Raw genomic sequence first — 13,929 nt, 5'->3', positions numbered from 1 at the left:
TGTTTTTGTAAGGGTGTCCGGACGGGTTTCAATAACGGCGAATTGTACGGGTTTTGTGTTTTGCTTCAGCGGTTCTCCGTATCAACGTGTGCAAGGTAAAGGTTGTAGTGGCTACAGGGTCAACCAAAAACATCGGTACTGTGGCTTTAAACCGGCCCTCTGCGACGGCTTGTCGCAGTGCATGTGTCCAAAATTTCATCCGCTGCATGAGAACTGAGTTCGGGCAAGTACTGTTCGGCGGATAACCACTGAGCATTTGTTTCTATGTATTGCGATGTTGGCTTTTGTACTTCGCATGCTAGAGCAAAACAACTTGCCGGAACCGTGGATAACGGATTTGTAATGTTCCAGTCACCTTGTCGATAAGTTCAGAACTTTACCGTGGCGGCACCGAAGATTCTTGATTTAAGGAAGTATTCCATTGCCCGGTTTAAGAGAACTGACGGCGCGATCACGCCTGAAAAAAACGCGGCGGGTGGTGAGTGCCACCTGTTTTTTATGGCTGGCCGGTCCAGGTTTCGCAGCGGACTTGCCCGGCTCGACGCTGACGCTGGATCAGGCCCTGCAAACGGCGTTCGCCGGCAACCCTGACCTGGCGGCAGCGCAGTGGGAAATCGGCATCGCCCAAGGGGACCGGCAGCAGGCCGGCTTGATTCCCAATCCCGAAGTGTCGTGGGAGGCTGAAGATACCCGGCGCGATTCGCGCACCACCACGGTGATGCTCAGCCAGCCGATTGAACTGGGTGGCAAGCGCGGTGCACGTATCGAGGTGGCGAGCCGCGCGCAGGACGCCGCCGGAATCGAGCTGGAACGCCAGCGCAATGCCTTGCGCGCCGATGTGATCCAGGCGTTTACCGGCGCACAGACCGCCCAGCAGCGGTTGCGGTTGTCCCGTCAGTCGCTGCAACTCGCCGAGCAGGGTGTGCGCGTGGCGCAAGGGCGTATCGAGGCGGGTAAATCGTCACCGGTCGAAGGCACGCGGGCGCAGGTGCAATTGTCGGAAGTGCGGCTGGAGTTGAGCCGGTCCGAACGGGATCAGAGCAATGCCTATCAGCAATTGGCGCAGGTCATGGGTTCACCGCTGCCGACGTCGGTGAATGTGCAGGCCGCTCCTCAAGGCATGCCCGCCGTACCGCCGCCGACCCGGTTGCTCGAACGCTTGAACGAAACCGCCGAGCTGCGGCTGGCCAAATTGCAGATCGATCAGCGTGAAGCTTCTTTGGGGCTGGAGAAAGCACAGCGGATGCCCGATCTGACCGTCAGTGTCGGCAGCCAGTACAGCGAAACGGAGCGCGAGCGAGTGAACGTGGTGGGGCTGTCGATGCCGATTCCGCTGTTCAACCGCAATCAGGGCAACGTGCTGGCCGCCGCGCGCCGCGCTGATCAGGCGCGGGACCTGCGCAATGCCACCGAGCTGCGCTTGCGCACCGAAATCCAGACCACCCTGGAGCAATGGCAGACCGCCAATGGCGAAGTCAAAGTGTTCAACCAGACCATCCTGCCCGCCGCGCAAAGTGCCGTTGACAGCGCCACCCGCGGTTTCGAAATGGGCAAGTTCGGCTTCCTCGACGTGCTCGATGCCCAGCGCACCTTGATCAGTGCCCGCACCCAGTACATCCAGGCCGTTGCCGAGGCGACGGACGCGCGGGTGCGCATCGAACGCATTTTTGGCGATCTCGCCGTCAGCCCTTGAATTTCACCTTTTACCTGACTGCGCGATGGTCTGACGCAGAGGAGTTTCCATGGATAAAAAACTGATTGTTGTCGCTGCGGCGACGTTGGCACTGGGCATTGGCATCGGTTCGATGTGGACGGGCAGTGCCTCCGTCGACGCCCACGCCGATGAGGCGGCGGAGCATGCCGACCACGCCGAAGCAGGCGCCGCTGCCGACGGCGAACAGGCCGAAGGCGAAGAAGGACACCTGACGTTGAGCGCCGAGCAAGTTGCTACAGCGGGCATTCAATTGGCCGAAGCCGGGGCGCAGAACATCAGCCTCGGTTTGTCGTTTCCCGGCGAAGTGCGCTTCGACGAAGACCGTACCGCCCACGTTGTGCCACGCGTGCCGGGGGTGGTCGAGTCGGTGTCGGTCAATCTCGGGCAGCCGGTGAAAAAGGGGCAGTTGCTGGCGGTGATCGCCAGTCAGCAGATCTCCGATCAGCGCAGCGAACAAGCTGCTGCACAGCGGCGCCTGACATTGGCGCGCACCACTTACGAGCGCGAGAAGCAGTTGTGGCAGGACAAGATTTCCGCCGAGCAGGATTTCCTTCAGGCGCGCCAGGCGCTGGAGGAAGCCGAAATTGCCCTGAACAATGCCCGGCAGAAAATCAGCGTGCTCAGCGGCAGCGTGGTCGCCACCGGCGGCAATCGCTATGAGTTGCGCGCGCCGTTCGACGGTGTGGTGGTGGAAAAACACCTGACGCCGGGGGAGGTGGTTGACGAAACCACGGCGGCGTTCACGCTTTCGGACCTGTCGCGGGTGTGGGTGACCTTCGGCGTGTCGCCCAAGGACCTGAACCAGGTGCAAGTGGGCAAAACAGTCACCGTCAGCGCCCCGGAATTGAACGCCGAAGTCGTCGGCACCGTGGCTTACGTCGGCAGCTTGCTCGGCGAACAGACGCGCACCGCGACGGTTCGCGTCACCCTGGAAAACCCGCAAGGTTCGTGGCGTCCGGGACTGTTCGTCGCTGCCCGGGTCGCCACCGACAGCCGCCAGGTCAAGGTCGCCATCCCCGAAACCGCGATCCAGACGGTCGAGGACAAACCCACGGTGTTTGTGCGCACCGACGACGGCTTCAAGGCGCAAGCGGTGGAGCTGGGCAGTCGCGCGGCCGGTCAGGTGGAAATCATCCAGGGGCTGGAGCCGGGCGTGCAGGTCGCTGCTGCCGGCAGCTTCATCCTCAAATCGGAACTGGGCAAAGCCTCGGCTGAGCACGCTCACTAAAGACGCTCACCGCAGACAGTGACTGAAGACTCCCACCGATACGCCCCCTCGACGAGAAGGTTCTCATGTTCGAACGCCTGATCCAGTTTGCCATCGAGCAGCGCATCATCGTGCTGCTCGCCGTTTTGCTCATGGCCGGCCTCGGCATCGCCAGTTATCAAAAACTGCCGATCGACGCCGTGCCGGATATCACCAACGTCCAGGTGCAAATCAACACCGGCGCCCCCGGGTTCTCCCCGCTGGAAACCGAGCAGCGCATCACCTTCCCGATTGAAACCGCGATGGCTGGTTTGCCGGCGCTGGAGCAGACCCGTTCGCTGTCGCGCTCGGGGCTGTCGCAGGTCACGGTGATCTTCAAGGACGGCACCGACCTGTTCTTCGCCCGGCAACTGGTCAACGAGCGATTGCAGATCGCCAGGGAACAATTGCCCGAGGGCGCGGAGGCGGTGATGGGGCCGATTTCCACCGGTCTCGGCGAGATTTTCCTGTGGACGGTGGAAGCGCAGGACGGGGCGCTGAAGGACGACGGCACGCCATACACGCCGACCGATCTGCGGGTGATTCAGGACTGGATCATCAAGCCGCAATTGCGCAACGTCCAGGGTGTCGCCGAGATCAACACCATCGGTGGCTTCGCCAAGGAATACCAGATTGCTCCCGATCCGAAACGGCTGGCGGCTTACAAGTTGACCCTCACCGATCTGGTGACGGCGCTGGAGCGCAACAACGCCAACGTCGGCGCCGGTTACATCGAGCGTAGCGGCGAGCAATTGTTGATTCGTGCGCCGGGGCAAGTGGCGAGCACCGAGGACATCGCCAACATTGTCATGGCCAATGTCGACGGCACGCCGATCCGGGTGAAGAACGTCGCGACCGTGGACATCGGCCGCGAATTGCGCAGTGGTGCCGCCACTGAAAACGGTCGCGAAGTGGTACTGGGCACGGTGTTCATGCTGATCGGCGAGAACAGCCGAACCGTTTCGCAAGCGGTTGCCAGCAAGCTCGAACAGATCAACAAATCCCTGCCTAAAGGCGTGATCGCGGTGCCGGTGTACGACCGCACGCACCTGGTGGACAAAGCCATCGCCACGGTGAAGAAAAACCTGGTCGAAGGCGCGATTCTGGTGATCGCGATTCTGTTCCTGTTTCTCGGCAATATCCGCGCGGCGCTGATTACCGCGATGGTGATTCCGCTGTCGATGCTCTTCACCTTCACCGGCATGTTCAGCAACAAGGTCAGCGCCAACCTGATGAGTCTTGGCGCACTGGACTTCGGGATCATCGTCGATGGCGCCGTGGTGATCGTTGAAAACACCCTGCGACGGCTGGCCCATGCGCAGCAGCATCACGGGCGATTGCTGACCCGTTCCGAACGGTTTCACGAAGTGTTTGCAGCCGCCAAGGAGGCGCGGCGTCCGCTGATTTTCGGCCAGTTGATCATCATGGTTGTGTACCTGCCGATCTTCGCCTTGAGCGGTGTCGAAGGGAAAATGTTCCACCCGATGGCGTTCACCGTGGTCATCGCGTTGTTGGGCGCCATGCTGTTGTCGGTGACGTTTGTTCCGGCAGCCATTGCGCTGTTCGTGACCGGCAAGGTCAAGGAAGAGGAGGGGGTGGTCATGCGCGGCGCGCGCCAGGTTTATGCGCCGGCGTTGGCCTGGGTGATGAGCCATCGGGCGCTGGCCGTGGGCATGGCCTTGGGCGTGATTGTGCTCAGCGGGGTCATGACCAGCCGCATGGGCAGCGAGTTTGTGCCCAGCCTCAGCGAAGGCGATTTTGCCCTGCAAGCCCTGCGCGTGCCAGGCACCAGCCTGACCCAGTCGGTCGACATGCAGCAGCGTCTGGAAACCCTGATCCTTGGCAAAGTGCCGGAAGTCGAGCGTGTGTTCGCCCGCACCGGCACCGCCGAAATCGCCTCCGACCCGATGCCGCCGAACATCTCCGACAGCTACGTGATGCTCAAGCCGAAAGAGCAGTGGCCGGACCCTGGCAAGTCCCGTGAAACCCTCATGGCCGAACTGCAACAAGCCGCCGCGACGTTGCCGGGCAGCAACTATGAACTGTCGCAGCCGATCCAGTTGCGCTTCAACGAACTGATTTCCGGCGTGCGCAGCGACGTGGCGGTCAAGGTGTTCGGCGACGACATGGACGTGCTCAACGCCACGGCGGCGAAGGTGGCCGCAGCGTTGCAGAAGGTCGATGGCGCTTCCGAGGTCAAGGTTGAACAAACCAGTGGCCTGCCGGTGCTGACCATCAACATCGACCGCGACAAGGCCGCGCGTTATGGCCTCAACGTGGGCGATGTGCAAGACACCATTGCGGTGGCGGTCGGCGGGCGCAAGGCCGGGACGCTGTATGAAGGCGACCGGCGTTTCGACATGGTGGTGCGCCTGTCCGATGCCATGCGCAAGGACATCGACGGCCTGTCGGCGCTGCTGATCCCGGTGCCGGCGCCGCTCAATGGCACTGCCGGCCAGATTGGCTTCATCGCACTCAAGGACGTCGCCAGCCTCGATCTGGTGCTCGGACCCAATCAGGTCAGTCGCGAAAATGGCAAGCGGCTGGTGATTGTCAGCGCCAACGTGCGTGGGCGCGACATTGGTTCGTTCGTTAAAGAGGCCGGCGAGGTGATCGAGCGCGATGTGCAGGTTCCGGCGGGCTACTGGACCAGTTGGGGTGGCCAGTTCGAGCAGTTGCAGTCGGCGGCCAGGCGCTTGCAGATCGTGGTGCCGGTGGCGCTGCTGTTGGTGTTCGGCTTGTTGTTCATGATGTTCAACAACCTCAAGGACGGGCTGCTGGTGTTCACCGGGATTCCGTTTGCCTTGACCGGTGGCGTCATGGCGTTGTGGTTGCGGGACATCCCGCTGTCGATTTCGGCAGGCGTCGGATTCATTGCGCTGTCGGGGGTGGCGGTGCTCAACGGCCTGGTGATGATCGCGTTCATCCGCAATTTGCGCGAGGAGGGGCGTTCGCTGTCTGATGCGATCAACGTGGGTGCGCTGACGCGGTTGCGGCCGGTGTTGATGACGGCCCTGGTGGCGTCACTGGGCTTCATTCCGATGGCGCTGGCGACTGGCACCGGGGCAGAGGTGCAGCGGCCGCTGGCGACGGTGGTGATCGGCGGAATCGTGTCCTCGACCCTCCTCACGTTGCTGATCTTGCCGGCGCTGTATCAGCTCGCCCATCGCAGGGATGAGGACCCCACTGATCCCTTGTAGGCGTGAGCCTGCTCGCGATAGCGGTCTATCAGGCAAACGTTCATTGACTGACCCACCGTCATCGCGAGCAGGCTCACTTCTACAGGTTTAGCGCGCACATAACGGATATGTAATTTGCACGCCACCGTCACGAAAGGTTCGGATTGTTACCTTGATCCCGTTAGTTAATTAAACGAGGAATCAAAGATGAAACTTGTAAAACTGGGTGCGTTTGCAGCGGCGTTGGTGATGTCTTCTGTGGTCATGGCGGCCGGTGGCGGCGACAGGACATTCGCAAGAATGATGGCGGCCAAAGACCGTTCCGTTGAGCTGTTCGTCGCCAAGGAACAGGCCCGCGACACCGTCGTCGTCAATGAAAAGAAGGACGATAAGACCAAAGACTTGTAAGCGTGCCGCACTTGAACAAGCCCGTCATCGAATTCCGGTGATGGGCTTTTTTATGAAGGTGATGAACATGAAATTGATCAAGTTGATGACGTTCGCCAGCGTGATGGCGATGTCCCAGAATGTGTTTGCTGAGGGCGGCGGCGATCGCACGTTTGAGCGTGCGCTCAGCGCCAATGCCAAAGCCATGGAACAGTACGCCGCCGACCAGGGTAAAGCTGCGCCGGTGGTTAAGGATTATGCGTACGGGATGAAGCTGGATGTGGTGAAAGTGGTCAGTGTGGTGCGCCCGCAAGCGGCTTGCGCTGCGGTGCCGGCCGCAATGACCTACGAAGACTCCAAGGGCCAACTCAACACCCTCAAATACACCGTGGCTGGGGATTGCCCTAAGCGCGGTGGGTAAGGCTTACATTGCGTACTTCAATTCGCGATGTTTAAGGTTGTGGAAGGCACCCACCGCAGGACGCTGCAGGGAATTGCGCAGGGCGTCATGCTCGGCGAACTGGCGGTGAACAAAGCACTGGATAACATTGATCCGGTCGGCTATTCACCGCTGACCCCCTGTTGGAGTGAGCCTGCTCGCGATAGCAGTGGGTCAGTCGATGAAGAGGCTGGATGAACCCGCCAAATCCGGGCGCAAAAAAAAAGGCGCCCCAAAGGACGCCAAAAAATTCACCTCTTACCAAAGGAGCCAGGAGCTTCTAAAGGTGAATGCCTATAACCCGTAAAGTCAGAGAATCGCCAACGGGTACTCGATAATCACCCGCACTTCATCCAGATCCGATTCATATGCAGTGGCGCGGGTATTGGCCTGGCGCAGGCGCAGCGACAGGTCTTTCAGCGAGCCGGTCTGCACCACGTATTTGACTTCGATGTCGCGTTCCCAGCGCTTCTGGTCGGTGAGTGGATTACCGTCGGCATCGCGGCGCATGTACACGGCGTTGGCGTTGGAATAGTCGGCGTCGGTGCCACGGGCGTAGCGGGTCATGAACGACAATCCCGGTACGCCGTAGGTCGTCATGTCGAGGTCGTAACGCACCATCCACGAACGTTCTTTGGGCGAGTTGAAGTCGCTGTACTGGATGGAGTTGTCGAGGAAGATCGAGTCGGACTGGCGCAGGTAGTCAAAGTCGTCATTGCCGTTGTTGCGCTGGTGCGACAACGCCACGGAATGCGCACCAAGTTTCACGCCGACCCGGCCGCTCCAGATGTTGTTGTCGAACCGGCCGAGCAACTGCTTGCCTTCATCGACTGCCTTGTAATAGTTGAGGCCGCCAAACAACGACAGGTCGTCCGACAGCGGATACGTCCACGCGGTGCCGGCGTAATACTGATTCCAGGCATCCTTGAGGCGGCTCGAATACAGGCTGAAGCTGAGGTTCTTGTTCAGCGCATAATCGCCGCCGCCGTAAGCGATCCACGGCGAATTGACCGGGCCGGCGTAAAACGTCGCGAAGTTTTCGCGCATGTCACTGGACACCGGTTGACTCATCGCATGCAGGCGTCCGCCCTGAACCGACAATCCCTCGAGGCTGGTGTTGGTCGCCGTGACGCCGCGAAAGCTTTCCGGCAGCAATCGTGAATCACCTGCCGCGACGACCGGGGCGGCAGGGAACACATCACCGACCTTGACCACCGTATCGAAGGCCCGGATTTTGGCGGCGCCTCCGACCTTGGTGTATTCATCCCGCGCTTCGCCTTCACTGTTGACCGGCAGCACGTCGAACGAACTGCGGCCACCGTTGCGGCCGTCACCGGTATCGAGCTTCAGGCCAATCATGGCAAACGCATCAACGCCGACCCCGACGGAGCCTTGAGTAAACCCGGACTCGAACTTGCTGATGATGGCTTGGGCCCAGGCCTCGGAATATCCATTGCCGGTAGGGCTCGACTGGCCATGGCGGTAATCACGATTGAAGTAGAAGTTGCGGTTGAGCACCGTCAGGCTGCTGCCTTCGATAAACCCCTCGGCCTTATCTTCCGCCAGGACCATGGACGGCCCTGAGCCGACCACTACAGCCAACGCGGCCATCGACATTTTTTTATTGTTAACCATCAATCACTCCTTGGGTTCGGCAGAACGGGAACGTGCTTCGGCGTGGGTTTTATTGTTCGGCGGGCATCGGCCCGCCGGCATGGTCGCCGGGTCACATCGTTGCAAGCTGCGGATAACGCGAAGGTGATGAGGGCATTACAATTTCGTCATGTCGGAGTCGCCTGCGCATACGCGCGTTTCAACGACAGACGCACGGTTTTTAATACCGGCAACTCGAAAGCGTTGTGCCCGGCGCGTAGGAGGCGGCAGTGAATGGGCTGGCGCTCGCGCAACCAGCGCAGGCTGAACAGGCCGAAGGTGTCTTTGATGCCTTGTATCACCAGGGTGTCGGCGTTGAGCGAAAGGTTTTCGTCATCCACGCTGAAGAAGTACCGGTTAACGTGGTAGTGCAATTCCAGGCGGATGCCGCGCACGGCGTCGTCGTCAACGAAATCTTCGAGTGCGCCAGGGGGCATCGATTGTCCATTCAAATGCAATGCCGCCCCCAACCAGTGAAGCGCCGCATGACGCTGCTGTGTTGAACAGCCGTTAATCAGGGCTTGGTAGATCGCCTCCGCACTGGCGGCGCAGGTTCCATGAGGCATTGCCGACAAGCCGTCGCTCAAGGCTTTATCGTAGGCACCTACATTGGCCGCAAACGGCACGAACACAGAGACCAACGTGGTTTTCAGAACAGCCTCGGGATGGCGTTGTTGGTACTGGATGGCCAGCCAGCTTCCCCAGGAGACGCCGAGCAGGCTGATTTTTTCGAAGCCCAGGTGCTGGCGCAGGGCTTCGATGTCTTGGACACAAAGCCAGGTATTGTTGTGCTGGAGTTCGCCTTGGGGAAGGGAGCGTCCGCAGCCACGCTGGTCGAACAGAATGATGTCGAAACAACGCTCATCGAAAAACTCCAGGTGATGGCGGTTGCTGCGACCACCCGGTCCGCCATGCAGAAAAAATATCGGTTCGCCACCTGGCGTACCGTATCGCTCCCAATAGAGATGATGGCCGTCGTCTGTCGGGTAGTAGCCGTTTCTGACCATCAGAGGGGCATCCTCAGCCGGTAGAACTGAAACAGTTCCGTGTGGCCTGGACGGGCCGCAACGCAGGACATCAGCTCAAGCTTGAGCAACTGCGCCATGTAAGGCACGGCGATCAGCACCGGTGTATGGCCGAAAAGAAGAAGGGTGCCGCCCGGCTTAACGCATGCCGCCAAATCGTGGAACGCTTTCTGCGCGTCCTCGCGCGTCATCACTTCGGCATTGAGGAAACGCAGTATCAGCACATCGCATGTGATGCCGGCTGTTGCGACGTCGCCGGCGTCGGCACAGTAGAACCGGACGGGTGACGTGCCGTGACGCGTCTTGGCATGTTCAATCATCGACGCTGAGCGATCAGAGCCCAGACACTGACGGTCCGGGAGTTCGGTGGCCAGATGAGCGATGAATTCGCCCGTCGAACACGCCGGATCAAGGATCACTGCTCCCGGATCCGACAGGGTCTTGAGCAGGTTTGCGCAATGCTCGCGAAAATGTGTTTCGTCGGCATTCAACTGTGTGGCGAGTGACTCGTTGCACTGCCAATACTCGGGCGGGCATACCGATTCAACACCCCTGTCATCCATGGCCGGAAACGGGAAACGCACTTCGCCGTCAGGTTGCGCCACTGCGTTGGTGAACGCCGTTTCCTTCTCCTGCAAAGACACCGCACGGAAATAGATCACTGCGCCTTGATTGCCCCACTGCCATTCAGCCAACGGCCCGAGCAGCATCCAGGGCTTGAGCAGGCTGCTGATGTGCCAGCCGTCAGTGTCGCGGTGTTGCAGGACTTTGCGACCTACCCAATCGTTGCCGTTCACGCGCAAAACGAACAAATGATGCAGGCCCGGGCCGAAGGGTTCGATGTGGACATCGAGTTCGTCTGGCATTGCTTTGCGATGGGCGAAGGCATGAGTGAGGTGGCGCTCTCGACGAAAGGCAGGAGTCATGCTGCCACTTCCTGATGTTTTTGCAGGCGCCGTCCGCGTGCCTGCGGGATCACCACATTGCCACTGGATATCACGAAAAACCGTTCCAGCCCCGGAATGACCACATTCACCAGCGTGGTCCCCAGTTGGGTCTGATGCAGCTGGGTTACCCCGAGCGTGCGCCCATGCCGCTGCAGGTCGTTGGCCAGCAAGTTGATTTGCTCCGCCAACGGGCGCTCATTGACTGCGTCGGGTAATTGAACCGTGAGTTGCTCGCACAGACTCAGCAGTGGAGACAGATCGAATTGCAGGCAGCGAAGCAGGCGCGGAAATTTGCTCAGGTGCCGTTGCGCGTTACTCAGGAAATACTGCAGTTCTGGCTCCGAGGCGGTGTGATGCAGCTGGACGAGTTCGGTCAACGCCCGCCATGCGCCATGCCGGGGGCTGATTGAGCAACCGCTCCCAAACACGTTGGGGTGGGTGCCAGGTTTGGTAGAGAACGCCAGGAACGTGTGTGGCAGGAATTCGGTGCTGATGTCGACCAGGGCGATTTCTGCTCCGATCTCCGATTCGGCATCTCGCCATAATCGGCCCAGTTCTTCGTCATCCGTCACTCGAGCGACCCGGCGCAGCGCTGGCTGGTTTTCGTAGTAAAAATGCTCCAGCAGAAACAACGAGACCGCATCGCGTTCGATGCATTCATTGGTGGCATGCAAGACGGCTTCGTTGTAACTGGCGCCAATGGCTGTTCCACTGTTAGAGGCGTAACGTCGCAACACACCGTAGTGTGTTGTGTCTTGTTTCAGTGGGTTGGATGAATAGTCGGGAGTGCATAAAGCAACCGGGTAATAGAATGAAGTTTGTTTGAAAACATCCGAATAAGTTCTGCAGGCTGTCAATACGTTGTTTTGTTCGATCAGGGGGGAAAGGACGGTGTCATCGATAAATAATTCAGACTCGGCAAAATAACACGGGGCGATGTAATCAATATCGGACGTATTGAAATGATCGCTTAAATAATGCTCCAGTGTTTCGTAAAGTGCTCCAACATGGGCGTGAGGCTGATAACCCTTGCCCGCCCCCCGGGCGATGCCGCGCGGGTTGCCGGAACTGGCACAGACCTGCACCGCGACGATTTGTTGGCCTAATACGCGGGGCTCGGCGCGAAGTCCCAGACTCGCCAGTTCGGCGTAAATCCGCTGTTCGGCCTGCGCAAGGGTGAGGTCTCGTTCTGCAGGTGTGAAACTGTCCATGGTTGACTCCCTTGAAAAACGGGGGGCATTACCCCCCCCGTTTTTTTAAACGGCTTCCAGCTCGGCCTGTTCAGTCTCGGTCAGTTGCAGTTCTTCAATTTGCTCTGCAGTAGGGGCGTCCTGTTGTTCAAGGTCGATGACTTTGTTGGCGTTCCAGCTTACGAGATAACCCATGTTTAGACTCTCTTTGTTGTTGGTTGGTGAGTGTGCCAAATCAAGCACGAAGCAACTGTATGAGTTAGAAATTGATCGGTCAAAAATGACTGAAAGTTTCAGTGTTGTTATTGTCGCTGTAATGAAATAAGTGCACATCAATCGGCGATTGACGATTGTGATTCGTAAATAGGGGTAGAGCCCGGGTTGATGATGCATTCGCGTCCGCAATTGGGTCGAATGGCATGAGAGATAGTTCAGCTCGTTTAGTACGGTAAATCGCAATAATTAACGGATTAGCAATTTTTTCTGGAGGCGCGTAGAGACTTTTCCTATCGTGTTTGAAGTCTCTTCGGACAGCCGTAAAGGTGCTACCCATCAAGCTCAACCGGAAAGGCATTTGCTACCCGCACAAAAGCGTATTTGGGGGGCCGCCATACCAAATCCCACAAACGCAAAAACGGCACCCGAAGGTGCCGTTTCTGTTTTCGACCGAGTGTCGCTTAAGCGATCAACCCGCCAAGCCGGCCTGTTGAACCAGGACCAGCAATGGCTGCGGGTAAACGCCGAGGAAGAACGCGACCAGCGCGATAGCCAGCAGCATCACGCCGCCTGCACGTTGTTCCCAGTGCAGTTGCGCATCGTGGCGACGCAGGTTCGGCTCGATCAGGTACAAAGTGACCATCACACGCAGGTAGTAGAACACGCCGATGGCGCTGCCCAGTACCAGGGAACCGACCAGCCACCATTGATGCGATTCGACACCGGTGGCGATGATGTAGAACTTGCCGATGAAGCCCGCGGTCAGCGGGATACCGGCCAGGGACAGCATCATCACGGTCAGTACGGCGGTCAGGTACGGACGGCGCCAGAACAGGCCGCGGTATTCGTACAGCGCGTCTGCGTCACGGCCGTTGTACGGCGAGGACATCAGGGTGATCACGCCGAACGCGCCGAGGCTGGTGATCACGTAGGTGACCAGGTACACGCCGATGGCTTCCACGGCCAGACCCTTGCTCGCGACCAGGGCGATCAGCAGGTAGCCGAAGTGGGCGATGGACGAGTAACCCAGCAGACGCTTGAGGTTGCTCTGGGTCAGTGCCAACAGGTTACCGAACAGGATCGACGCGATGGCGATGATGGTCAGTACGTCGCTCAGCACACCGCTGCTTGCCGCTGGGGAGATCTGGAACAGACGCACCATTACCGCGAACACCGCGACTTTGGAAGCGGTTGCCAGGAACGCGGCCACCGGTGCCGGAGCACCTTCGTACACGTCCGGTGTCCAGAGGTGGAACGGTACCAGCGACAGCTTGAACGCCAGACCGATCAGCATCATGCCCAGGCCCAGTTGCGCCAGCGAGCTTGGCAGGCCAGTGGCGGCCAGCGCCTGGCCGATACCGACGAAGCTCAGGCTGCCCGAATCGGCGTACAGCAGTGCCATGCCGAACAACAGGAACGCAGAACCGGCGGCCGACAGCACCATGTACTTGATACCGGCTTCCAGCGAACGCTTGTTGAAGAAGGCGTAGGCCACCAGACCGTAGACCGGCACCGACAACAGTTCCAGACCGATGAACAACCCGGCCAGATGTTGCGCGCTGACCAGAACCAGGCCGCCGGCGGCGGACATCAGGATCAGCAGGTACAGTTCTTCGCGGTTGCCCGGGTAACCCGAACCGCCATCGCCGAGGTAGGCGTGGGCGAGGGTCACACAAGCGAGGGTGGCGACCAGGATCAGCGCCATGTACAAGCAGGCAAAGCTATCGATTTGCAGCAACGGGGTCACGGCCAATGGCGCGACTTTCAGGGCTGGCAGGATCGACAGCAACGCCAGGTTCAGGCCCGCCACGGAAATCAGGAAGGTCTGCGAGTGGTTGCGGCGCCAGGCAATCGCCAGCATCACCACGATGATCGTGGCGCTGGTGATCAACAACGGCGCTAGCGCGATAAAGTGTTGAGTCGTGAATTCCAT

The 13,929-nt window shown here is 59.4% G+C and carries 11 protein-coding genes; 5 read left to right on the top strand and 6 right to left on the bottom strand.

Annotated elements, in window-relative coordinates:
* Window positions 1-421 precede the first annotated feature (421 nt).
* From SB725_RS28270 to SB725_RS28250, 5 genes are all read left to right on the top strand, one after another.
* A complete protein-coding gene (locus SB725_RS28270) occupies window positions 422-1,693 on the top strand; it encodes a TolC family protein (protein ID WP_410922909.1) in 1,272 nt (423 codons plus the stop codon).
* 49 nt (window positions 1,694-1,742) lie between these two features.
* The gene (locus tag SB725_RS28265) at window positions 1,743-2,942 is read left to right on the top strand and encodes an efflux RND transporter periplasmic adaptor subunit (protein ID WP_027925096.1); all 1,200 of its coding nucleotides are present in this window, start codon (window positions 1,743-1,745) and stop codon (window positions 2,940-2,942) included.
* A 65-nt stretch (window positions 2,943-3,007) separates the two neighbouring features.
* Window positions 3,008-6,160: a CusA/CzcA family heavy metal efflux RND transporter gene (locus SB725_RS28260; protein ID WP_027925097.1), complete on the top strand. Its 3,153-nt coding sequence runs from the start codon at window positions 3,008-3,010 to the stop codon at window positions 6,158-6,160.
* A 186-nt stretch (window positions 6,161-6,346) separates the two neighbouring features.
* Window positions 6,347-6,547, top strand: a complete 201-nt coding sequence (locus SB725_RS28255) for a co-regulatory protein PtrA N-terminal domain-containing protein (RefSeq protein ID WP_027925098.1) — start codon at window positions 6,347-6,349, stop codon at window positions 6,545-6,547.
* Between the two features lie 67 nt (window positions 6,548-6,614).
* Entirely contained in the window at window positions 6,615-6,947 is a 333-nt protein-coding gene (locus tag SB725_RS28250) for a DUF2790 domain-containing protein (protein WP_410922908.1), read from the top strand.
* 327 nt (window positions 6,948-7,274) lie between these two features.
* Here the strand turns inward: SB725_RS28250 and SB725_RS28245 are convergent, their stop codons facing one another.
* The 6 genes from SB725_RS28245 to nuoN all read right to left on the bottom strand — a co-directional run bounded on the left by SB725_RS28245 (window position 7,275) and on the right by nuoN (window position 13,929).
* The gene (locus SB725_RS28245; protein WP_059182576.1) at window positions 7,275-8,600 is read right to left on the bottom strand and encodes an OprD family porin; all 1,326 of its coding nucleotides are present in this window, start codon (window positions 8,598-8,600) and stop codon (window positions 7,275-7,277) included.
* A gap of 146 nt (window positions 8,601-8,746) precedes the next feature.
* A complete protein-coding gene (locus SB725_RS28240) occupies window positions 8,747-9,625 on the bottom strand; it encodes an alpha/beta fold hydrolase (protein ID WP_059182577.1) in 879 nt (292 codons plus the stop codon).
* On the bottom strand, window positions 9,625-10,569 hold the full coding sequence (locus tag SB725_RS28235) for a class I SAM-dependent methyltransferase (protein WP_194940350.1): 945 nt from the start codon (window positions 10,567-10,569) through the stop codon (window positions 9,625-9,627). The genes SB725_RS28240 and SB725_RS28235 overlap by 1 nt, the downstream gene beginning before the upstream one ends.
* Window positions 10,566-11,801 carry a YcaO-like family protein gene (locus SB725_RS28230; protein WP_027925103.1) on the bottom strand — a complete coding sequence of 412 codons (1,236 nt, stop codon included), beginning with the start codon at window positions 11,799-11,801 and terminating at the stop codon, window positions 10,566-10,568. Before SB725_RS28230 ends, SB725_RS28235 begins: the two co-directional genes overlap by 4 nt.
* Window positions 11,802-11,846: 45 nt before the next feature.
* Window positions 11,847-11,975, bottom strand: a complete 129-nt coding sequence (locus SB725_RS28225; RefSeq protein ID WP_256218451.1) for a hypothetical protein — start codon at window positions 11,973-11,975, stop codon at window positions 11,847-11,849.
* Window positions 11,976-12,465: 490 nt separating this feature from the next.
* Window positions 12,466-13,929, bottom strand: a complete 1,464-nt coding sequence (nuoN, locus tag SB725_RS28220; protein WP_027925104.1) for an NADH-quinone oxidoreductase subunit NuoN — start codon at window positions 13,927-13,929, stop codon at window positions 12,466-12,468.

Origin of the sequence: Pseudomonas sp. SIMBA_041 (genome assembly GCF_046535095.1) — a bacterium.
GTDB lineage: Bacteria > Pseudomonadota > Gammaproteobacteria > Pseudomonadales > Pseudomonadaceae > Aquipseudomonas > Aquipseudomonas mucoides.
This window is presented reverse-complemented; position numbering and strand designations above follow the sequence as displayed.